The sequence below is a fragment of the Streptomyces sp. NPDC031418 genome (genome assembly GCF_055581605.1).
Genome location: NZ_JBVIJC010000006.1, coordinates 133,587 through 154,406, shown reverse-complemented (window position 1 = coordinate 154,406; position 20,820 = coordinate 133,587). Strand labels below are relative to the sequence as shown.

Below are 20,820 nucleotides of genomic sequence, written 5' to 3'. Positions count from 1 at the left end.
GGTGCCTGATGTGTGCGGGGCGGGCGGTCAGCCCGCGAGGATCGACTGCGCCTGGTCGAAGAACTCGCTCAGCTGCGCCTTGATGGTCTTCTTGCCGAAGGCGACGGCCAGGTTGGACTGGAACAGCAGGTCCCAGATCTGGTCGGCGCCCTTGGGCGGCGGGACGGGCGCGGGCAGCGCGTCGGTGGCCTTGGCCACCCGCCGGGAGAGGTAGTCGGCCATCGCCATGTTCCGCTTGTCGGTCTCGTCCAGCCCGGCGGAGATCAGCGAACGGGCCTTCTCGGTCGGCGGGATGCCGCGGTACAGCTGCATGTCCTTGATGGCGGTGGGGTCCTGGGCGAAGAAGCTCATGATCTTCACCGAGTCGGCGACCTTCTTGCTCGCCTTGGTGGCGCTCAGCAGCACGCCGCCGTTGACGAAGTTGCCCTCGCGGGCGCCGCTCCAGTCGCCCTGCGGGGTGGGCAGGAAGTCCAGCTGGGCGTCGGTGATGGCGCCGCCGGCGCCGTAGACACCGGAGTCGAAGGTGAACAGGGCCTTGCCGATGACGACCGCGTTCTTGGTGAGGTCGTTGTGCGCGGCGGAGGTGACCGCGGGCGGCGGCGAGGCGTGGTCCTTGCGCATCCCGGCCCAGAACTCCCACCACTCCTGGAGGGTGTCGGGGGTGAAGCCGAGCTTCTTGCCGTCGTCGGAGAAGAAGGGCTGGCCCTTCTCCCGGGCGAAGATCTCGAAGCACTGGAGGGTGGAGCCGCCGCCGTCGTCGACGCCGTAGGTCCGGCCGCCGCTCTTCTTGTAGACCTGGACGGCGATCTGCTTGAGGTCGTTCCAGGTCCACTCGGGCTCGGGCAGCTTCAGGCCGAGCTTCTCCAGGCCGCTGCGGTTGACGGTGAGCTGGTTGACGCCGATGCCGGACGGCACGCCGTACAGCTTGCCGTCGACGGTGCCGGCGGCGAGCAGCGTCTTGGAGAAGCCGGTCAGGTCCAGGGTCTTGCCGACGTAGGAGTCGAGCGGGGCGAGGATGCCCTTGCGGGCGTACTGGGCGACCAGCGCGGTGTCCATCTGGAGCAGGTCGGGGGCGCTGCCGCCGGCGACCTGGGTGTTGAACTTGTCGAAGTAGCCGTCGTAGCCCGAGTAGCGGGTCTCGATCGGGATCTTCGGGTGGCTCTTCTCGAAGGCGGCGAGGGCCTTCTTGTAGGCGGCGTGCCGCTCGTCGCTGCCCCACCAGGTCATGGTCAGCCTGCCGCTGTCGCTGCCCGCTCCGGTGCCGCCGGCGCAGGCGGTGAGCGCCGGGCCGAGGGCGCCTGCGGCGGCGAGGCCGCTCGCGGTGCGGAAGAGGGTTCTGCGCGAGATCTGGTGACCCACCGGGTCCTCCCTGATGGTGCGTGACGGATCCCCGGCCGATCGGCGCGGCCCGGGTGCAGGTACGGGGGAAGGAGCGCCTCGCGGGACACGGCCTCGCCCGGCCGCGCCGCCTGTGCGGGGTGGCGTCCCCGGCCCTCGGCCGGTACCGCGCGAGCACGCCCTCGCGCAGTGGCCGTACGCTCGCGTGCGGCCGGGACGCGCACCCGGAGCCGGTATCCCGACCGGCCCTGGAAAGCGCTTGTCCGGACATTGGCAGAACGAGCCGGAGGCCGTCAATCCTTCCTTCGCGCCGCCTGGGTCACGGTTTGGACTCCACGGGCGACCGCGAGCCGGGCGGCGCCCACGACGGTGCCCAGTTCCCCGACCGTGCTGCTGACCACCTCGGTGGGCCAGCTCAGCCGCGCCAGTTCGGCCCGCACCCCGGGCAGCAGCAGGGGGTCCGCGCCGGTGCTGCCGCCGAGCACGATCAGTCCCGGGTCGAGTACGGCGGCCACGGCGGCGGCGATCCGGCCCACGTCGGCGGCGTGCCGGGCGACGACGGCGCCGGCCGGTGCGCTCCCCCGGCCGGCCAGGGCGAAGAGGTGCTCGGTGGTGGCCGGACACGGGCCGTCCGCGTCCGGCCATGCCTCGGCGGCCCGGCGCAGCAGCGCATCCGCCCCGATGTACTCCTCCAGCGCCTCCAGGCGCGGTGCGCGGTCCGTGTCCCAGGGGTAGGGCAGCCGGGCCAGCTCGCCGGCGGCGCCGTTGGCCCCGCGCAGCACCTGGCCGCCGATGACGATGCCGAGGCCGACGCCCACGCCGACCCGCAGATAGCCGAAGGTGTCCCGGTCCCGGGCGGCGCCCTCATGCAGTTCGGCGAGGGCGGCGCAGTTGACGTTGTTCTCCAGGTGGACCGGCACGCCCGGGGGCAGGGCCACGGCCATGGCGTCGAAGACGGGGCCCGCCTTGGCCGTGGCCGGGCGCATCCCGGTGCCGTCCTTCCCCGGCGTGATGACATCGCCGACGGCGACGACGACGCTGCGCAGCGGGGTGCCCGCGGGCAGCGCGGCGAGACCCTCGCGTACGGCGTCGGCGGCGTCCTCTCGGGTGCCGGCGGCCTCGGCGAGCAGCGTGCCGTCCAAGGCGCAGCCGCGCACCCGGGTGCGGGCGGGACCGAGGTCGACGGCGAGGACGGCGCCGGCGTCCGGTCCGAGGCGGTAGACGGCCGCGGTGCGGCCGGTGCCGCTGGAGGCGGTGCCGGAGCGTCCGGCGAGCCGGGCGCTCTCCAGTTCCGCGACGGCCTGCGACACCGTCGGCTTGGACAGGCCGGCCAGCGCGGCGAGTTGCGGCCGGGTCGCGGTGCCCGCCCGGGCCAGTACGGCGAAGACCGCGCCCGCACTCTCGGTCAGGCGGGGGGCCGCCACCACGTCGTGTTCCAACGGTTCTCCCACAGATCACGGCCCGCCGCCGAGGAGTGGGGCGCCTCGGGGACGCGGCACGGGGATGCCCGGCGTGGCGCCCGCCGGCCCTGGGCGTGCGGACGCGAACGCCTCTTGACGCACTGTACTTCGTTAGTTAACTTCCTAACGAACTTCACGGTACTCGCCTGCCGTGCTCCGCCCGAGGCCCGTCCCGGGGCTTCCCGACCGCTCGTATCCCTGTTCCGCCAGGCACGGTTCGCCCGCCGTCACACGCCTTCCCGCACCGACGAAAGAGGTCCCGTGCAGGATGTGACGCCGCTCCGGGTCGGTATCGACGTGGGCGGCACCAAGACACAGCTCCGCGCCGTCGCGGGGGACGCCCTGGTCGCCGACCACGTCCGCCCGAGCAGCGGCTGGCGGCCGCACGACCCCGTGGCCGCCGCCGGCTGGCTGGCCCGGCTGGTCGCCGAGGCGCTGCCCCCGGGCACCCGGCCGGCGGCCCTGGCCGTGGGCGGCCACGCCTGTGAGACGGCGGGCCAGTGCGCGCGGATCCGCGACGCGCTGCACCTCCACTTCGACGCCCCCGCACGGGTCGTGGGCGACGCCGAACTCCTCGTCCCCGCCGCCGGGTTGGACAAGGGTGTCGGTCTGGTCGCCGGCACCGGCTCGGTGGCGGTGGGCCGGCGCCCCGACGGCACGACCGTCCAGGTCGGCGGCTGGGGCGCGGTCCTGGGCGACGAGGGCGGCGCGGCCGGGCTCGTCCGGGAGGCCGCCCGCGCCTGCTGGGCGGCCCATGACCGCGGTGAACCGCCCGACGCGCTGGCGGCGGCCCTGACCGACGCCTTCCACGTGCCCGAAGTGCCCGCACTGGGGGCCGCGTTGGAGCGCGCCACCGACCAGTCCGCCGAGTGGGGACGGCACGCCCCGGCCGTCTTCGCCGCCGCGGAGGCCGGCTCGCTCCTCGCCGCCGAGGTGATCGCCGCAGCGGCCCGCGCCCTCGCCGGACTCGTCGTCCGGCTCGCGGAGCGCGGCGCGGCGGCCGACGACGTGGTGGTCGCCGGCGGCACGATCCTGTCCCAGCCGCGACTGTACGACGCGCTCACCGCCGCGCTCGCCCAGGAGTTGCCGGGCACACGGCCGCAGCGGCTGCGGGTGCCGCCGGTCGACGGCGCGGTGGCGCTGGCGCGTTCGCTGCTGTGAACGGGCTGTGTTCGCGGAGGGTTTCGACGCGGTGGCGCCGGAGCGTTCAGCACACCTCCGAGCAGTGGCCGCTGCCATGTGTCGCACCGGCGCGTCCAGCACATCTTTTGCGCGAGGGCACCGGCACATGCGCCGCCGTACGGCGGGCCGCTGCCCGCGGAGGCGCCGCGCAGCGAACCACCGCGCTTCCACGCACCGCACCGGCGCGTCCGGCGCATCTCCGCGCGAGGGCACCGGCACGGCCACCGCACGCAGGCGCCGCACACTGGCCAGCCCGCCGCCATGCCTCGCGGTCGAGTCCGACACACCTCCGCGCGAGGGCACCCGCACATACGCCGCCACGGGCGAGCCGCGCCCGCGGAGGCGCGCCGCACAGCGAACCACCGCGCTTCCATGCGCCGCACCGGCACATACGCCGCAGGGAGGCGCCGCACACCGGGCAGCCCGCTGCCCTGTGCCGCACCGGCACGCCCAGCACACCTCCGCGCGAGGACACCGGCACATACGCCCCCGTGCAGCCGACCGCCGCCCTCGTCGGCGTTGCGGTGTGCGGGTCAGCGCGTTCGTGTGTGTTCCGCGCCGCGCGTTCACCTGCCGCACCACCACCCGTCACCGCGGCCTCCCCGCGGTGACACACCCCGGTCCTACTCATGTATCCGTTCCCGCTCTTCCGCCCCCTTCTCCACGGGATCGCACAACCCGGCACATCCGGCCGGGCGTTGCCGTGGACCGCTTCCGAGAGGCACAGGCATGCCGTCTTCCGCCGGTCACCGATCCTCCGTACCGAACCGGCGCCGGTTCCTCGCGACCTCGCTGGCCGCGTCGGCGGGCGTGCTCGCCGCACCGGCCGTCGCCGTGTGGCTGCCGGCGGCCGACGCGAAGGCCGCGACCGCCCCGGCGGCCTTCGTGGACGACTACCGGACCAACGTCCCCGCGAACCGGACCGCCGAGACCAACGCGGTGGTCCGTGTCCTCGACGGCTTCGCCGAGGTGTGGAAGACCGGCTCCACCTGGGACTCCGGCGCCCCGCTGCGCCCGGAGGTGCTGCGCGCCAACATGCGCTACTGCGCCCGGATCACCCGCGAACGCACCGGCGAAGAGGCCAAGGAGGCGTTCCTCTACGACCGCCAGCATCAGAGCTACGCGCTGATCGCGGGACTCGGCCCGCTCGCCGGCCTGTACCGGGCGGGCGCCCGGGCGGTCACGTCGATCACGAGCGCGCCCGACGGCACCCCGGCGAGCACCGTCAACGACGCCGTCCCCGCGGACGCCCCGGCGGGCTCGGCGCTCGGCGCGGGCGCGCACGACTCGGACCTCGGCAAGGTCGCCGAGCTGGTCGACACGGTCCGCGGCCCGTACGCCTCCGGCAACCCCTCCAAGTACGCCTACGCGTACCCGCGGCCGTGGCGGATGACGGAGGACAGCGGGGTCGTCGACACCGGTGCGACGGACGCGTTCGGCTTCCCGGTGTACGACTCCGAGGTGGTCGTGGCCCCGCAGCTGCTGCGTCAGCGCGGCACCTCCCCCGCCGACGACGGCGGCTTCCCGAGCGGGCACACCAACGCCTTCCACCTGGCCGCGCTGGCGTACGCCTACGCCGTACCGGAGCGGTTCCAGGAACTGGTGACCCGCGCGTCGGAGCTGAGCCACACCCGGATCGTGGCGGGCATGCACAGCCCCGTCGACGTGATCGGCGGCCGGATCATGGCGACCGCCCTCGCCGCGGCCACGCTCGCCGACCCGGCCAACGCGGAGCTGAAGACGGCGGCCCGCGCCCAGGCGCTCGGCTACTTCACCGCGCGGACCGGCACCACCGCCGACACCCTGTACGCCTACGCGCACCCCGCCGACGACCCGTACGCCGACCGGGACGCCAACCGGTGTGCGGTGCGGCCGAGGCTGACGTACGTCCTGGAGCGGGAGGGCCGCGATGTGCCGCTGACCGTGCCGAAGGGCGCGGAGGTGCTGCTGGAGACCCGGCTGCCGTATCTCACCGCGGACCAGCGTCGCGAGGTGCTGCGGACCACGGGGCTGCCGTCCGGGTATGTGCTGCTGGACGGGTTCGAACAGTGGGGCCGGCTGGACCTGTTCGCCGCGGCGGACGGCTACGGCGCCTTCGACACGGACGTCACCGTGACGCTGGACGCGGCGGCCGGCGGCTTCTCGGCGGCCGACAGCTGGCGCAACGACATCGGCGGCCGCGGCGGCCTGACCAAGCAGGGCACCGGCACGCTCACGCTGACCGGCCGCAACCACTACACGGGCGGCACCGTGCTGGCGGCGGGCACCCTGGTCGCCGGCTCCGCGGGCGCCCTCGGCCACGGGGACGTGCGGGTCGCGGACGGCACGCTGGAGGTGGCCGGACGGCTGCGGGTGCGCGGCGCCTACGCGCAGGCGGCGGGCACGCTCGCGGTCACCCTGAGCGCCGGCGGCAAGGCCCCGCTGACGGTCCGGCACCTGGCCGTGCTGGGCGGTGCGGCCGTACTGTCGCTGCGGCTGGGCACCGCACGGCCGCCGGCCGAGGGCTGCACGCTGCCGGTGCTCGACGCGCCCCGGCTGCGCGGGCGGTTCGACCGCATCGAGGTGAACTCCGGCAGCCTGCGGGCCGTACCGGTGTACACGGCAGAGGGTCTGTCGGTACGACTCGTGAAGCGGTGACGCCCCGGACGGCGGGAGCGGTGCGACAGTAGGGCGATGGCCCGGTACCCGCTCGCTCCCGCCGCCGTACGGCCGGTGCCACCGCGGGGCGGACGATGACGCACGCACAGCACACGCTCCTGGCCGACCGGGCTCCGGCGCAGGATCCGGTACGGCCGCTCCCCCGGGCACCCAGACGCTGGGCGGTGCCGGTGCTCGTGGCCCTGCTGCTGGCCCAGATGGCGGCCGTGATGGTGACGGCCGCGGTCCGGCAGACGCCCACCATCGACGAGCCGGTGTACGTCGCGACGGCCACCGACTACCTCCACGAACACCGGCTGCGCTACAACCCCGAGCATCCGCCGCTCGGCAAGCTGCTGATCGCGGCCGGTGTGGCGGTGGCCGACCCGCACTACGACCCGTCGTACCCCGGCACCCAGGGGGACGTGGGCCGGCACCTGCTGTACGAGTCCGGCAACGACCCCTGGCGGCTGATGCTGTGGGCGCGGCTGCCGGTGATCGTGCTGACGCTGCTGTTCGGGCTGGTCGCGTTCGCGTTCGCACGCGACCTGGCGGGCCCGGTGGGCGGGCTGACCGCGCTCGCGCTGTACACCTTCTCACCGGACCTGGTCGCCCACGGCTCCCTGGCCACCCTGGACGTCCCGGCGGCCGGCTTCGTGCTGACCTCCGCCTGGCTGGCCCTGCGGGCCCGGCGCCGTCCGGGCCGCTGGCTGCCGCTCAGCGGGGCGGCTCTCGGGGCGGCGGTGGCCACCAAGATGAACGCCCTGCCGGCGGTGCCGGTCCTGATGCTGCTGGCGGCGGTGTCGGCCGTGGCGGCGGACCGGGAGGTCTCTCCGGCGGGCGGCCGACGGCGCCGGCTGCGGGCCGCGGCCGCCGGTGCGGGGGTCGCACTGGTGGTCGCCCTGGCCGTCGTCTGGGTGTCGTATCTCGCGGTCGATCCCCGCTTGCGGTTCTCCCCCGCCGAACCGGTGCCCGTCCTGCACGGGCTGCACGCGCTGCTGGTGGACCTGATGCCGGTGCCGCCCGCCTACCGGGCCGGGATGCGGGTGCAGTTCGGGCTGGAGAACCAGCCGTGGCAGGGCTATCTGTTCGGGCATCTGTACACCGGCCCGCTCTGGTACTACCTGCCGGCCGCGCTGCTGGTGAAGACCCCGCTCGGGCTGCTGGCGGTGGGCCTGGCCGGCGCGGTGGCGCTCGTCGCGGTACGGCGGCTGCGGCCCTCGGCGCCCTATCTGCTGCTGCCGCCGCTGGTGCTGCTCGCGGCGGCGATGACGAGCACCCGGGACTTCGGGACCCGGTACGCGCTGTTCGTGCCGATGTCCCTCGCGGTGGCGGCGGCCTGTCTGCGGGTGCCGCGCCGGCGCTGGGCCACCGGGGCGACGGCCGTCCTGGTGCTGTGCACGGCGGTGAGTTCGCTGGGGACGTTCCCGTACTACCTGCCGTACTCCAACGAGGCGTTCGGCGGCCCGGCGGGCACCCACCGGGTGCTGCACGACTCCAACGTGGACTGGGGCCAGGACCTGGGCCGGCTCGCCGACCGGCTGCGCACCCGGTACCCGGGTGAGCGGGTGTGGCTGGTCTACAAGGGCAGCGGGGTGCCGTCGTACTACGGCATCCGCGCCGAGGACCCGCGCGGGGTGCCGCCGGAGCGGGTGCACGGGCTGCTGGTGGTGTCGGACTCGGCGGTCGCCAAGGCGCGGGGCACCCTCGCCCGGCTGCTCGCGAGCAGCCGGCCGGTGGGTGACGTGGGTCATTCGATCAGCCTCTACCGCAGGTGAGCCGGGTCGCTCACCCCCCTGGTCACGGCGCTCGGTGAGCTATGTTGAGTGTTCGTGGCAGACAAAGGAGACGGACCGGTGCCCTCGCCGCAGCAGGCCCGCGCACAGGCATCAGCGATCACTTCGGGCAAGACGGCGCCCGAGGCCGAGCCCGCCCCGACCTCCCGGCTGCGGGAACTCTTCGACGGCCCGCGTCTGTCGCCGGGGCAGCGGCGCATCGCCCAGTACCTGATCGAGCACATCACCGAGGCCGCGTTCCTGTCCATCACCGAGCTGGCGGACCGGGTCGGGGTCAGCCAGCCGTCCGTCACCCGGTTCGCCGCCGCCGTCGGCTTCAGCGGCTATCCGGCGCTGCGCGAGAAGCTCCAGTCGATCGCGCTGAGCAGTCTGGCCGGCGGGCCCGGCGAGGTGGACCGCGCCAACGAGCTCCAGGCGGCCGTCGACCACGAGATCCAGAACCTGGAGAACCTGCGCCGCGACTTCGCCGACCCCGACCGGGTCATCCGGGTCGGCCGGGAGCTGTCCCGGTCGACCCCGCTGACCGTCCTGGGACTGCGGATCTCGGAGTCGCTGGCCGAGTACTTCGGGTACGCGGCCCGCCGTATCCACCCCGACGTACGGCTGGTGACCCGTGGCGGGAGCGTCGCCTACGACGCCCTGCTCCAGGCCCGTGAGGCCGGCGGCAGCTGGGTGCTGGCCTTCGCCATGCCCCGGCACTCGCAGGAGACCCTGCAAGCGGTCCGGGTGGCGCGCGACGCCGGCCTGAAGGTGGCCCTGGTGACCGATCTGGCGCTCGGCCCGCTGGCCGACGAGGCCGACATCACCTTCGCCACCGGCACCGGGGCGCGTCTGGTCTTCGACTCCTACGCCGCGCCCAACGTGCTGGCCGCCGCGCTGCTCCAGGCGATGACCGACGCCGACCCGGAGCGCACCCAGGCCCGCCTGGAGAAGTACGAACAGCTCAACGAGCAGCACCAGTTCTTCCTGCGCGACTGATCCGCCCCGATGCTTCCGCCGGCCGCCCGGCAAGCGTGAAGATCTTGCGGTCCTCCCCCTCCTGGACCGGGATCTTTCACCACAGATCGAGCATGAATGTTTTCATACGTCTTGCAAACCAGACGGTATATATAAATACTGCTCAGCGGATCGGGCCCGGCTCACCCCCGGCCGTTCCGCACCCCGCGGACCCACCGCTCGCACACCGCCCCGAGAAAGCCGACGGACCGCTCATGCGCATGCAAGCCCTCCCGCAGCGCCGGTCCGCCGCGTCCGGGGACCCCGCACGGACACCCCCAGCCGCCGTCCCCTACCCACGTCGGCGCCCGGGGTGTGCCGGGGCGCATCGCGATGCGCCCGTGGCGGCCCCGGCCCTCCCCTAGGCCGGGGCCGCCCCACCCGTCGGACCACCCTCACGACGCCGCACACCGGAAGCGATTCACCATGACCCTGACCAGCACGCGCACGCGCATCAGCCCCGACTGGCCCTGCCAGGTCAAGACACCGGGCAGCTACGACTGGGAGCGCTCGGCGGCCAAGTGGCTGCGGGAGCTGATCCCCGCGCGCTACGCCAGCTACCCGGCCCTGATCCGGCACCCGGTCCTGCTCGCCCGGCACGCCCAGCTCCAGGTCCAGCAGGAGATCCGGGTGGCGCGGACCGCGCTCCAGACGGCACGCGCCGAACTGCCCATGCTCGGGCTGCCCGAGTCGGTCATCGAGCACACGATCAAGCTGTACGCCGCCGAGGTTCTTCAGCTCCAGCACATCGCGCGCAGTGTGCGCGCGGTCACCGACGCCCTGGTCGGCCGGGGGCATAGCCGCTGAACTGGTCTTTTACGAGAAGGACCGGGAATCCGTCGGGCGCTGTGCGGCCGGTTTCGACGCCCTGTGATTCGATCTTCGGCGGGTGGGCACCGTACGGAACCAGCGGACCGGTGATCGGAGGGCCCGAGGTGTGCAATGCTCGTCGCGTGACGAGCGAGTCCGTCCCCCCGATCGACCCGGGCACCGGCGCCGATCCGGTGGCGTTGGCCCAGGTCGTGGCCCGGCAGCGCGCGGAGCTGGAACGGCTGCGGGACCGCGCTGCCGCCTCCGCGATCCTGGAGCGGGCCAAGGGTGTCCTGATGGCCCTCAACGGGTGCACACCGGACGCGGCGCACGAGGAACTCCTCCGGCGCGCCAGGAGCGGCCACCGCACACTCCTCGAGCAGTGCTGGCTCACCCTCGGCGCCCTGCTGCCGCCCACGGCACCCGCATCGCCACCCGCGCCCACGTCCGCGGTCGGCGCACAGCCGGTGCCGCCCTCCGGCCCCTGGGATCCGTCGCCCGCCGCCAGCGCCGATCTGGCCGACGTCCTGGGCCGCCTCGGCCGGGACCTGGTCAAGGTCGGCTCGCCGGGCGAACTCGCCGCGTGCCTGCTGGACCACCTGGCACCGCGGGCGGGCGCCGACGCCGTACTCCTCTACGAACAGGTGGCCGGAGGCGGGCTCGAGCTGATCGGCCATGCCGGCATCGAAACGACCCTGGCCATCCAGTGGCAGCACGCGCCCGCGGGGAGCGAGATGGCCCCCTTCGACGCCCTGCGGGCCCGTGAGCCGCGCTGGCTGGAGGACCTCGCCGAGTACCGCGAGCGGTACCGGCTCATCGGGGACCCGCCCGAGCGCTGGCCCAGCCGGGCCTGGCTGCCGGTGCCCGCCGGGAACACCGCGCAGGTCGCCCTCGGGGTGCTGCGCCGGCACGGCGGGCCGTTCCAGCCGCGCGAGCGGGAGCTGCTGCGGGCCGTGGCCCGGCTGTGCGCGGGCCGGCTCCAGGCCTTCGACGCGCCGCGGGAGCGGGCCGTCACGGACGCCTTCCCGGCCGTGCAGGCGGTGCTCGACGCGACTCCCGGCGCGGCCGTGCTGCTCACCCCGGTGCGCAGCGCCTCCGGCGAGGTGGAGGACTACCGCATCGAGGCCGCCACCCCGGAGGCGGTCGACGTGTTCGGCCGGACCGGGCGGGACCTGGTCGGCAAGCACATCCTGGAGAGCTACCCGTCGGTGGCGGGCGAGCCGCTGTGGCGCGGGTATCTCGGGGTGCTCGACACCGGAGTGCCGTTCGAGAGCGAGCCGTTCGCCTACCACGATGTGTTCGAGGGTGTGCCGGTGACCGCCACCTACTCGGTGCGCGCCGCCCGGCTCGGCGACGGTCTGCTGGTGTCCTGGGTACGGCACGACCCGGCGGTCCGGCAGGCGCAGCGCCTCGCCGACGTGCAGCGGCTCGGCAATCTGGGCTGGGCGAACTGGAACCTGGTCACCCAGGAGATCTCGTGGTCCGCGCAGGCGTACACGGTGCTCGGCCGGAGCACCGCCGAGGGGCCGCTCCCCCTGGAACGGCTGCCGGATCTCGCGCTGCCGGAGGACTCCGGCCCGCTGGCCCACGCGATCGCCGAACTGGCCGGCCACGGCCACCCGTTCGATGTGCCGTTCCGCATCCAGGGCGCGGCGGGCGTCCGGCATCTGCGGCTGGTCGCCGAGGCCGTCACCGAGCCGGACGGCACCCCGGTCGAGGTGCATGGCTTCGTCCAGGACCTCACCGCGCAGCGCAGCGCCGAACTCGCGCTGGTGGAGAGCGAACGGGCGATGCTGCTCCAGCGCGGTGTGCTCCAGGCCGAGCGCGCCCTGGCGGCCCGGTTGCAGCACGCGCTGCTTCCGCTGCCCAGCAAGCCGGTACGGCGGGCCGGGCTCCGGGTCGAGGTGTCCTATCTGCCCGCGCAGTCCGGGATCCATGTCGGCGGCGACTGGTTCAGCGCCGTCGAACTGCCCGACGACTGCGCGCTGTTCGTGGTCGGCGACGTGGCGGGGCACGGCATCGACGCCGTGGCCACCATGGCCCAGCTCAGGTTCACCGCCAAGGGAATGATCAGCACCGGCTCCTCGCTGACCGGCGCGCTGGCCCGGCTCAACCAGCTGCTGCTGCACTCCCGGGACAGCCAGACCACCGCCACCCTGGTGCTGGCCCGCTACGACCCCGAGCGGCAGGTCCTGGCCTGGGCGCAGGCCGGGCATCCGCCACCGCTGCTCGTGCGCGGCGGCGAGGTGCGCTATCTCGCCCGCCCCGCCGGCGTGCTGCTCGGCGCGACCGGGGCGCCCGTCTACGAGTCGGCGGAGCTGCGCCTGGAGCCCGGGGACCGGCTGCTGCTCTACACCGACGGTCTGGTGGAGCGCCCTGGCGAGGATCTGGACGCGGGCTTCGCCCGGCTGGCCGAGGCGGTCCGCACCCATGACCACGGCGCCGGCGGCTCCCTCGACGCCGTGCTCACCTCGATGCTCGCGGACGAGCGCCGGGACGATGTGTGCGTGGTGGACATCAGGGTGCCGCTGCCCGGCGCGACGGACATGGAGGCGGACGCCTAGCGTCTGCCTGCCGGGGTGTCGTGGGTATGTGCCGTGGGCCGGTCCTCGGGTATGTGCCGTGGCCCGGTCGGAGGTGTCGGTGTCCGGTCAGTCCGCCGGGTGGCCCGCGTCGATGGTGATCGCGTCGGACAGCCGCAGCAGCGGCCCGCTCCGCCCGCCGCCCCACTCCACGGGGTCGAGGACATGGCCCACATGGTCGCCGCCGTCGGTGCGGTGCAGGACGGTGCCGACGAACCAGGCCGCCACATCGGCGAGGACGAGCGCCCCGCCGGGTCCTTCCCGCAGGTCCAGCCCGGCGAACTTGTCGACCTCGTCCCCCGTCTCGCCGCCGAACAGCTCCGCGAGGTCGCGCTGGTCACGGGTGAGCAGATGCACAGTGAGGAAGTGGGCGGCGCGCGCGACCCGGTAGGTGCGGTTGGCCTTGGACAGCCACACGGTGAACCGGGGCGGTTGGATGGAGCACTGGGAGGCGAAGCCGACCAGACAGCCCGCGCGCTCGCCGCCGGCCACGGCCGTCACCACGCACATGTCCGGGTCCAGCCGGCCGAAGAAGCCGTCCATGCCCGCCTCCGCTCCGCGTCCCTTGGTGTCCGTCCCAGCTCATCACATCGGACGCCGGTGCGCCCGGCACTCGCCGCAACGCGGGCCGGCCGAGGTCACCGCACGAACCGGCTCACGGACGCCGTGAACGCCGCGACGAACGCCTCGCGGTCCTCCTCCGGCAGGGCGTCCAGGGACAGATAGGGGTTGAGGTCCTCCAGCTCGACCAGGAGCAGGCCGCCGTCGGCGGTGCGGCAGGCGTCGACACGCTGGATGCCGTGGCCGAGGTCGTTCCAGTCGATGAAGCGCCGGGCGAACTCCAGGTCGGCGGCGGTCGCCGGGTACGGCCTCAGCTCCCAGCGGCGCTGCGGGTCGGGGGCGTACAGGGCGTACTGGAAGTCGTCGTCCACGAAGTAGAACGACACCTCGTACGTGAAGTCGATCCAGGGCTGGATCAGCACCTCACCGGTGACGGCCGCGGCGATCCCGTCGGCGGGGACGATGCGCAGGCCGAGGGAGTCCGCGCCGAGCCGGGGCTTGACCACATAGCGCTCGACGGACGGCAGCCGGTGCAGGTCCTCGGTCCGGTCGACGGTCGGGATGACGGGGAAGCCCGCGGCGCAGAGGTCGAGCAGGTACTGCTTTCCGGCCATGTCCGCCTTGCCGGTGAGCGGGTTGTAGACGCGGGTGCCGCTGTCCAGCGCCCGGGCGCGGAAGGCGTCGCACTCCTTCTGGTAGCCGAGCACGGGACCGCTGTTGCGGACCACGACGGCGTCGTAGCCGTCCATCAGCGCGGCGGCGTCCAGCGGGTGACACAGGGCCAGGTCGGCGTGGGCGCGGAGCCGGGAGGTGAGGAGGATGTCCTCGTCGCAGTAGCGGCGCCCGCGGGCCTGGTACGCCAGGTCGGTGACGTAGAGCAGTCGGGGGCGGGCGGCGGGCATGCGGGATCTCCTCGGGCACGGCCGGAGTCGGCGGGGTCGGATGCCGCGGGGCCGGTGCCGGCGCGGTGCGGAAAGGTTACGTCGCAGCACGGCGAGGGGATCGGGCGGGGCCCGGACCGGCACGCAGAGTGCACTCAGTTCCCTGACACCAACGGTCTGAGCTGCACTGAGTGTCACATTTCCGGCCCGGGTGCTACGTTCCCGCCATGAGCACCAGCAGCGCGGCGCCGGCCGCGAAGCCGCCGATGCGGGACGCCCTGGTCTCGGCGGCGTTCCAGCTCTTCATGGAACGCGGATACGAGCAGACCACGGTGGACGACATCGTGGCGCTGGCCGGGGTCGGCCGGCGGTCGTTCTTCCGCTACTTCCCCTCCAAGGAGGACGTGGTCTTCCCCGACCACGAGCGCTGTCTGGCCGACATGACCGCGTTTCTCGCCGGGAGCACGGCGGACCAGGAGCCGGTGCGGCGGGTGTGCGACGCGGCCCGGGTGGTGCTGCGGATGTACGCCGAGAACCCCACGTTCTCGGTGCAGCGCTACCGCCTCACCAAGAAGGTGCCGGGCCTGCGCGCGTACGAGCTGTCGGTGGTGTGGCGGTACGAGCGCGCCCTGGCCGAGTATCTGCGCGGGCGGTTCGCCGGCGCGCCCGACGGGACGCTGCGCGCGGACGTCGTCGCGGCCGCCGTCGTCGCCGCGCACAACAACGCGCTGCGGTCCTGGCTGCGCTCGGACGGCAAGGGCGACGCGGCCGCGGCGGTGGACCATGCGCTCGGCTATGTGCAGCGGACGTTCGGCCGCGCCCCGCGGGCAGCGAAGTCGCCGGAGGCGCCGAGCGGTCCGGCGCCGCTGCGGATCCTCCCGGTGCCGGAGGAGGGACCGGCGGGGCGCTCCGACGACGTCGTGGTGCTGGTCGCCCGCCGGGACGCGCCGCTGTGGCGGGCGGTGCAGGAGCTGGAGGCGGTGCTCGGCCGCGGCTGAGCGGCCCCCGCCCGGCCGTCGGGCGGCGGGGTGCGATGCTTTCCCGCCAATTCGGGGTACGCAGTGCCTTTACGAGTGACACTGAGTGCCATACGCTGTCGGCGTGCACGGTGGCACAGCAACCGCGCACACGCGTGCGCGGGGCGCGCCGGGCACGCGGGATTCCGGCCGAGCGCAGGGAGTTGACCAGCGTGTACCACCACTCAGCAGACATCTCACAGTCGGCGGCCGGCTCCGCGGCGGGGGTGCTCGAACCCGCTTCCGTGGACTCCAGGGACGCCATCCTCTTCCAGCGCTGCACCTGGTGCGGCACCGCGATGTACCACCGGCTGCTGTGTCCGGTGTGCCAGGGCAGCGACCTGCGCACCGAACGCAGCGAGGGCATCGGCACGGTGCGGCACTCGACCGTGGTGCACCGCAACACCCCGGCGGCGCGCAATGTGTCGCTGATCGAGATGGCCGAGGGGTTCGTCGTCCGGGGCCGGGTGATGGGCCCGCCGGTCGGGATCCACAGCGGCGACCGGGTGCGGCTGTCCACCGCGAAGGACCCGGTCCGCGGGGAGCCGGTCTTCCAGCTGCTGGACGAGCCGTACCGGGCCTGGACCTGACAGCCCCCCACCACACACACATCCTCGCCGTCAGTGGCCGCCCCTGTCCGGGGCGGCCCTTCTGCGCTTCGGAGCCATGGCCTTGCGGATCTCCTCGGTGGCCGCCCGGAAGGCGGGAGCGGCGTGCTCGAAGTAGTCGAAGAGCAGCCTGCGCTGTTCCGGGGTGTAGCGGGCCAGGACCTCGGCGATATGGCGGCGGGCGGGGCCGACGACCTCCTCGATACGGGTGAGCGCGTCCGGGACCGGCTCCACGATGACGCGCCTGCGGTCCTCGGGGTCCGCGGCGCGGCGCGCGTACCCGGCCCGTTCAAGGCGGTCGATCAGGCGGGTGGTGGCACCGGTGGTGAGCCCGGTCCGCGTGGCGAGTTCACCTGAGGTGAGACCGCCTTCCAGAGCGATCAGACTGAGCGCGTACCACTCCGAGGTGTGCATTCCAGCGGCTTCCGCGCTGGCCAGGCCCTGGAGGCCTACTGCGTCCAGGTACTGACGGAAGATCAGTTGCTCGTCCCCGCCGCCCAAGGGGGTTGCCGTCACGGGAGTCCTCTCGTAAATTTATCTGCACGCATGCAGATACTGCACAGATTCAGAATCTGCTCTCAGTGTAGCCAAAGGGGGTCTTCCACCATGCCCGCCCTCACCCATGACACCGCCGCGGTCACCTCCGTGCTGGACGAACTCGTCGCCGCATGGGCGCGGCACGACGCCGACGCATACGGCGAGCTGTTCACCGAAGACGCCACCTACGTCACCTACGTCGGCACCTTCTACCAGGGCCGCCAGGACATCGTGGAGAGTCACCGCACCCTGTTCACGACCTTCCTCAAGGGCACCGAGCTCGCGGACGAGGTCCTCTCCGTGCGGTTCCCCGGGCCGGACGTGGCCGTGGTGAACGGGCGCGGCGACACCTACAAGGGCGACCGGCCACGGAAGCTCAGCAAGATCCAGACCTACACCTTGGTCCGGCAGCAGGACGGCAGGTGGCGCATCGCGGCCTTCCACAACACCAAGCGCAAGCCGCTGATGGAGGCGGTCTCCTACCGGTTCGCCCCCGGCCTGGTCCCGGCCGCCGGACGATGAAACCGGGCGTTGCGGCATCGCGCACTGCGGGCCTCCCGGAAGTTCGCCTACTCGTCACCTCCGGGCCGCCCTTGATGCCATGCCGCGCTTCCTGAGGATCCAGTTCACTGGGGCGCCGCCCCCCTCAACCGGATCTGAAAGAGGGACGCATGTTGAGACGCACGCTGAAGCGCGGGCTCGTCACGCTCGTCGCCGTCGGTCTTGCCTCCTCCGTGGGGCCGGTGGCCCCGGCGTCGGCGGCCTCCGCCCCCCTGACGCTCGCCGTCTTCGGCGACTCGCCGTACGGCAGGTCGGCGTACGCCCCTGCGGGCCAGACGGCCGACACCTCGCAGTTCCAGAAGACCCCGGCGTTCATCGGCACCATCAACAGTGACCCGAGCGTCAGCGATGTCCTCCACGTCGGCGACATCCATTCGGGCAAGGAGTTCTGCACCGAGGACTACGACGCCTCGATCGCGTCCGCATGGCAGACCTTCACCAAGCCGCTCGTCTACACGCCGGGCGACAACGAGTGGGCCGACTGCCACAAGGCGTCGAGCCTCACCTCGCCCGGCCAGGGCGGCGGCTTCTACGACTCGGCGTCCGGTGGCATCACGTACATCGGCGCGAGCGGCCTGTCGACCGACCCGGCGGACTGCGTCAGCTACCACTGCGGCAGCCCGCTCGACAACCTCGCCAGAGTCCGGCAGGACTTCTTCGCGCAGCCCGGCCGCACCCTGGGCAGCGGGACACTGAACGTGGTGTCCCAGGCCACCGCCTACGACCCGGGCCACCCGGGCGACGCGCAGTACGTCGAGAACGTGAGGTGGGCGCAGAACGACATCGTCTTCGTGACCATCAACGTGCCGGGCGGCTCGAACAACGACACCGACCCCTGGTACAAGGTCCCGACCGCACCGCAGGCGCAGACCGACGAGCGGACCGACCGGACCGCGGCCGACGTCCGCTGGCTCGACGCCGCCTTCGCCGACGCGCAGGCCGAGCACGCCAAGGCGGTGGTGATCTCGGCACAGGCCGACATGTGGGACCTCGACGGCAAGACCAAGGACCACCTGACGAACTACGAGCCGATCATCAGCGAGGTCGCGGCGAAGACGACCGCGTTCGGCCGGCCGGTGCTGATGCTCAACGGTGACTCGCACCTCTACCGCTCGGACAACCCGCTGTCGCCGACGGCGACGTGCACCGGCGAGACGGACCCGGCCACCGGCGCCGGCGTGTGCGCCCACGACCCGGGGAACAACGCGTGGAACGAGCACCCGTACTACAACGTCCCGAACTTCCACCGGATCGTCGTGCACGGCAGCACCACCCCCCTGGAATGGCTGAAACTGACCGCGGACCCCAACGCCAACCACCCCGTCACCGACACCACCTACGGCCCCTTCAGCTGGCAACGGATGCCGCAGCCACAGCTCTGACCGGCTGAGCGCACACGACCGGCCACGGTGTCCCCCTGCGGACTCTCGTTCCAGCCACACCGGTGGCTGGACGAGAGCGGTGTGACCCGCACCAACTCCTGGGCGGTGATGTGGGGTTGGCCCTGGCGCTGGAGTCCGCACATCCGGTGCGACATGACACGGCCCCACCCACCGCTCTGCCGTAGACGCCGTGTCACTCGCTCTGCCTGGGGCCACCCCATTCCTCTTCCGCCTCCATGAACCTGATGCCGTCATGGGACAGTGAGGCGGTGGCGGGCGTCTTGTGTGACGTCCAGTCGACGGTGATCAGGCCCTCGTCGGCCAGGTAGGCGCAGGCTGCGGACAGGTCGTCGTCGGGTAGCTGGAGCTCCTCGCGGAGTGCCGCCCCGCCGACCTCAGGCCGGTTGTGCTCCATGGCTCCGTAGAGTTGCCGAAGGATGGCCTTGCGGTAGGTCTTGCGTTCACGCAGTGTCGTCATGGCTGGCGCTCTCACGGTGGTCTCCGAGGCTGCTGATGCCAGTGGGCAGCCGACTCTGCGGCCTCGCTCACAGCCTCTTCCGTCCGGGTGCCCGCTGCGCAGCCCCTCATGCGGCTTCCACCCTTTGTATAGGGCGCCCGGCGACGCGGGTGCTCGGGAGATGGGGAGTAGCGTGGTCAGAGGCAGCAGAGGCGAGGCGCGTCCCGTGTTCGCTGCCGGATCCCGAACGGGTGATCCTCATGACCGACTCCGACACATCCCATGGTCCCCGGCATCTGCCGAGCGGCATCCGCCAGACGGTACGGCCGGGGTGTGCGCTGCTCCGGCTGGAGACGACGGCATCGCGCGAAGGTGTTCTCGACGGGGCGGGGTGGCCGAGGTCCCATGACATCGGTGCGGAGTTGCCGGCACTGCTGGACGCGCTCACGGAGCACCTCGGCCCCCTGAGCCGGGTCGGGCTGGACGCCACGGCCTGGGAAGGGCTACCGACGCGGATCGCCATCGATGACCGCGTGGTGCACGTGGACTCCTTCCCGGTGGGTGATGAGACCATCTTGATCACCCGGGGCGCCAGGGACCACTTCTCACTGCTGGTCATCCCACCGGAGGCGACCCCCGAGGCCGCTCACGCGGCGATGGCCCAGGCCGTCCTGGCCGGCAACATCAGCTCTGCGGAGCAGATCCTCATCGGCACAGGAGGCAAGCAGGCGGCGTCGGGTTGATGAGACGCCTCGCACCGGGACAGACTCGGCCGCCCGGTCAACCGCGCCACTCCACCAGGAGCAGCGTCGCGTCGTCCGTGGTCCGGCCGCCCCGCGCCCGCTTGAGTGTGTGCGACAGGGCGCGCGCCACCGCCCGGACCCCGCGGCCGGTTCTCTCCAGCCCGTTGACCCAATCGATCAACTGCTCCTCCCCGAACTGCTCCTCGCCCGCCGCGTGCTCCTCGATCAGCCCGTCGGTGAAGCACAGGACACGGTCTCCCCGTTCCAACCCCAGCGCACTCACCTCCGGCTGCGCGCCGCCCAGGCCCACGGGGAGAGTCGTCGGGCCGACCAGTCGGTGCGTGACACGGTGGTCGCGGACGAGTATCGGCGCGGGGTGGCCGGCGTTGACCCACTCGAGCTGGCCCGTTGTCGTGTCCAGCCGCATCATCTGCGCGGTGACGAAGTGCTCGGCGCCGAACTGCTTCGCCACGGCGTCGTCCATGAAGGCGTAGATCTCCGTCAGGCCGGTACTCAGGCGGCGGGCGTAGCGGTACGCGCCGATGGCCACGGTGGCCATCGTGGCCGCGCCGAGGCCGTGCCCCATCGCGTCGATCATGGCCAGGTGGAGGACGTCGCCGTTGAGCGCGTAGTCGAAGCTGTCCCCCGCCACGTCGTAGGCGGGCTCCAGGACTCCGGCCAGGGCGACGTGCGGCATGATCATGGCCAGGGGCGGCAGCAGCGCCCACTGGATCTCGGCGGCCACGCTCATCCGTTCACGGCGTCGGGTACGGAAGAACAGGTCCGAATATCCGTGCTTGGTCACCAGCAGGTCGGCCACCAGAGCGGAGAGCCGGCGCAGCATGCGGCGGTCGTCGTCGTCGACCCGGTCCAGCGTCACGGCCATGACGCCCACCTGGTCGCCGCCGTCGAGCAGCGGCAGGTGTATGCGTACGCCGTCGCCCTCGGGCAGCTCGACGGGCAGCGCACCGAGAAAGCAGCGGCCCGCGGCGGAATCGTCGATCACCTGGGGGTCCCCGCCCGCGAGCCCCTCGCCGGGCAGGGGTACGAGCAGCAGCTGGCCGTAGTCCTGCAGCAGGACCTGCGGACGGCGGCCCCCCAGCCGCTCCATCATGTCGGCGACCAATGGGCCGATGAGGTGGGGCGGGAGCTCATGCGCGCGATCGAGAACCATCCCGAGAAGCGCTTCCCCGAAGCTCTCGGAGCGGTCCACGCGCGATTCAGCCGTCATACGCTCACCCGACGTGATCCACGCGGACACGGGCGGCGGTGG

Annotated in this window: 18 protein-coding genes; 11 read left to right on the top strand and 7 right to left on the bottom strand. The window is 73.0% G+C overall.

Going from position 1 to position 20,820, the window contains the following annotated elements; translation table 11 throughout:
* Positions 1 to 27: 27 nt before the first annotated feature.
* Together ACZ5CZ_RS09950 and ACZ5CZ_RS09945 are read right to left on the bottom strand one after the other, a co-directional pair.
* A complete protein-coding gene (locus tag ACZ5CZ_RS09950; RefSeq protein WP_468940982.1) occupies positions 28 to 1,359 on the bottom strand; it encodes an ABC transporter substrate-binding protein in 1,332 nt (443 codons plus the stop codon).
* Positions 1,360 to 1,631: 272 nt separating this feature from the next.
* A complete protein-coding gene (locus ACZ5CZ_RS09945) occupies positions 1,632 to 2,777 on the bottom strand; it encodes an ROK family transcriptional regulator (RefSeq protein ID WP_468940979.1) in 1,146 nt (381 codons plus the stop codon).
* 282 nt (positions 2,778 to 3,059) lie between these two features.
* Between ACZ5CZ_RS09945 and ACZ5CZ_RS09940 the strand changes: the two genes are divergently transcribed.
* The 6 genes from ACZ5CZ_RS09940 to ACZ5CZ_RS09915 all read left to right on the top strand — a co-directional run bounded on the left by ACZ5CZ_RS09940 (position 3,060) and on the right by ACZ5CZ_RS09915 (position 12,783).
* Positions 3,060 to 3,959: a BadF/BadG/BcrA/BcrD ATPase family protein gene (locus tag ACZ5CZ_RS09940; protein WP_468940976.1), complete on the top strand. Its 900-nt coding sequence runs from the start codon at positions 3,060 to 3,062 to the stop codon at positions 3,957 to 3,959.
* A gap of 750 nt (positions 3,960 to 4,709) precedes the next feature.
* Entirely contained in the window at positions 4,710 to 6,617 is a 1,908-nt protein-coding gene (locus ACZ5CZ_RS09935) for a phosphatase PAP2 family protein (RefSeq protein WP_468940974.1), read from the top strand.
* A gap of 95 nt (positions 6,618 to 6,712) precedes the next feature.
* Entirely contained in the window at positions 6,713 to 8,395 is a 1,683-nt protein-coding gene (locus ACZ5CZ_RS09930) for a phospholipid carrier-dependent glycosyltransferase (protein WP_468940971.1), read from the top strand.
* 78 nt (positions 8,396 to 8,473) lie between these two features.
* Positions 8,474 to 9,391 (top strand): MurR/RpiR family transcriptional regulator, encoded by a 918-nt coding sequence (locus ACZ5CZ_RS09925; RefSeq protein ID WP_385842790.1) that lies wholly within the window; start codon positions 8,474 to 8,476, stop codon positions 9,389 to 9,391.
* 444 nt (positions 9,392 to 9,835) lie between these two features.
* Positions 9,836 to 10,216, top strand: coding sequence for a hypothetical protein (locus ACZ5CZ_RS09920; protein ID WP_385842535.1), 381 nt, complete (start codon positions 9,836 to 9,838; stop codon positions 10,214 to 10,216).
* Between the two features lie 146 nt (positions 10,217 to 10,362).
* Positions 10,363 to 12,783: a SpoIIE family protein phosphatase gene (locus tag ACZ5CZ_RS09915; RefSeq protein ID WP_468940967.1), complete on the top strand. Its 2,421-nt coding sequence runs from the start codon at positions 10,363 to 10,365 to the stop codon at positions 12,781 to 12,783.
* A gap of 87 nt (positions 12,784 to 12,870) precedes the next feature.
* Here the strand turns inward: ACZ5CZ_RS09915 and ACZ5CZ_RS09910 are convergent, their stop codons facing one another.
* Both ACZ5CZ_RS09910 and ACZ5CZ_RS09905 read right to left on the bottom strand, forming a co-directional pair.
* Positions 12,871 to 13,344, bottom strand: a complete 474-nt coding sequence (locus tag ACZ5CZ_RS09910; protein WP_385842532.1) for a flavin reductase family protein — start codon at positions 13,342 to 13,344, stop codon at positions 12,871 to 12,873.
* A 95-nt stretch (positions 13,345 to 13,439) separates the two neighbouring features.
* Positions 13,440 to 14,264, bottom strand: a complete 825-nt coding sequence (locus ACZ5CZ_RS09905) for an ATP-grasp domain-containing protein (protein WP_468940964.1) — start codon at positions 14,262 to 14,264, stop codon at positions 13,440 to 13,442.
* 206 nt (positions 14,265 to 14,470) lie between these two features.
* On the opposite strand from ACZ5CZ_RS09905, the gene ACZ5CZ_RS09900 reads away from it, so the two are divergent.
* Entirely contained in the window at positions 14,471 to 15,241 is a 771-nt protein-coding gene (locus ACZ5CZ_RS09900; protein ID WP_468940961.1) for a TetR family transcriptional regulator, read from the top strand.
* A 191-nt stretch (positions 15,242 to 15,432) separates the two neighbouring features.
* Positions 15,433 to 15,849, top strand: a complete 417-nt coding sequence (locus ACZ5CZ_RS09895; RefSeq protein WP_385842529.1) for a Zn-ribbon domain-containing OB-fold protein — start codon at positions 15,433 to 15,435, stop codon at positions 15,847 to 15,849.
* Positions 15,850 to 15,879: 30 nt separating this feature from the next.
* Here ACZ5CZ_RS09895 and ACZ5CZ_RS09890 read toward each other — a convergent pair whose 3' ends face one another.
* The gene (locus ACZ5CZ_RS09890) at positions 15,880 to 16,383 is read right to left on the bottom strand and encodes a MarR family winged helix-turn-helix transcriptional regulator (RefSeq protein WP_468940958.1); all 504 of its coding nucleotides are present in this window, start codon (positions 16,381 to 16,383) and stop codon (positions 15,880 to 15,882) included.
* 90 nt (positions 16,384 to 16,473) lie between these two features.
* On the opposite strand from ACZ5CZ_RS09890, the gene ACZ5CZ_RS09885 reads away from it, so the two are divergent.
* Together ACZ5CZ_RS09885 and ACZ5CZ_RS09880 are read left to right on the top strand one after the other, a co-directional pair.
* Positions 16,474 to 16,926 carry an SgcJ/EcaC family oxidoreductase gene (locus ACZ5CZ_RS09885; protein WP_468940955.1) on the top strand — a complete coding sequence of 151 codons (453 nt, stop codon included), beginning with the start codon at positions 16,474 to 16,476 and terminating at the stop codon, positions 16,924 to 16,926.
* 149 nt (positions 16,927 to 17,075) lie between these two features.
* Positions 17,076 to 18,347 carry a hypothetical protein gene (locus ACZ5CZ_RS09880; protein WP_468940953.1) on the top strand — a complete coding sequence of 424 codons (1,272 nt, stop codon included), beginning with the start codon at positions 17,076 to 17,078 and terminating at the stop codon, positions 18,345 to 18,347.
* A gap of 193 nt (positions 18,348 to 18,540) precedes the next feature.
* Here the strand turns inward: ACZ5CZ_RS09880 and ACZ5CZ_RS09875 are convergent, their stop codons facing one another.
* Positions 18,541 to 18,825, bottom strand: a complete 285-nt coding sequence (locus ACZ5CZ_RS09875; RefSeq protein ID WP_385842524.1) for a hypothetical protein — start codon at positions 18,823 to 18,825, stop codon at positions 18,541 to 18,543.
* Positions 18,826 to 19,064: 239 nt separating this feature from the next.
* Between ACZ5CZ_RS09875 and ACZ5CZ_RS09870 the strand changes: the two genes are divergently transcribed.
* Positions 19,065 to 19,547, top strand: coding sequence for a DUF5994 family protein (locus ACZ5CZ_RS09870; RefSeq protein WP_468940950.1), 483 nt, complete (start codon positions 19,065 to 19,067; stop codon positions 19,545 to 19,547).
* 37 nt (positions 19,548 to 19,584) lie between these two features.
* Here the strand turns inward: ACZ5CZ_RS09870 and ACZ5CZ_RS09865 are convergent, their stop codons facing one another.
* The gene (locus tag ACZ5CZ_RS09865) at positions 19,585 to 20,778 is read right to left on the bottom strand and encodes a PP2C family protein-serine/threonine phosphatase (protein ID WP_385842521.1); all 1,194 of its coding nucleotides are present in this window, start codon (positions 20,776 to 20,778) and stop codon (positions 19,585 to 19,587) included.
* Positions 20,779 to 20,820: the final 42 nt, after the last annotated feature.

Excerpts from the sequence above, each read along its gene's own strand:
- ACZ5CZ_RS09865 (WP_385842521.1), bottom strand. The coding sequence starts at position 20,778 with ATGACGGCTGAATCGCGCGTGGACCGCTCCGAGAGCTTCGGGGAAGCG.
- ACZ5CZ_RS09935 (WP_468940974.1), top strand. The coding sequence starts at position 4,710 with ATGCCGTCTTCCGCCGGTCACCGATCCTCCGTACCGAACCGGCGCCGG.
- ACZ5CZ_RS09880 (WP_468940953.1), top strand. The coding sequence starts at position 17,076 with ATGTTGAGACGCACGCTGAAGCGCGGGCTCGTCACGCTCGTCGCCGTC.
- ACZ5CZ_RS09870 (WP_468940950.1), top strand. The coding sequence starts at position 19,065 with ATGACCGACTCCGACACATCCCATGGTCCCCGGCATCTGCCGAGCGGC.
- ACZ5CZ_RS09900 (WP_468940961.1), top strand. The coding sequence starts at position 14,471 with ATGAGCACCAGCAGCGCGGCGCCGGCCGCGAAGCCGCCGATGCGGGAC.
- ACZ5CZ_RS09905 (WP_468940964.1), bottom strand. The coding sequence starts at position 14,264 with ATGCCCGCCGCCCGCCCCCGACTGCTCTACGTCACCGACCTGGCGTAC.
- ACZ5CZ_RS09930 (WP_468940971.1), top strand. The coding sequence starts at position 6,713 with ATGACGCACGCACAGCACACGCTCCTGGCCGACCGGGCTCCGGCGCAG.
- ACZ5CZ_RS09875 (WP_385842524.1), bottom strand. The coding sequence starts at position 18,825 with ATGACGACACTGCGTGAACGCAAGACCTACCGCAAGGCCATCCTTCGG.
- ACZ5CZ_RS09920 (WP_385842535.1), top strand. The coding sequence starts at position 9,836 with ATGACCCTGACCAGCACGCGCACGCGCATCAGCCCCGACTGGCCCTGC.
- ACZ5CZ_RS09910 (WP_385842532.1), bottom strand. The coding sequence starts at position 13,344 with ATGGACGGCTTCTTCGGCCGGCTGGACCCGGACATGTGCGTGGTGACG.
- ACZ5CZ_RS09885 (WP_468940955.1), top strand. The coding sequence starts at position 16,474 with ATGCCCGCCCTCACCCATGACACCGCCGCGGTCACCTCCGTGCTGGAC.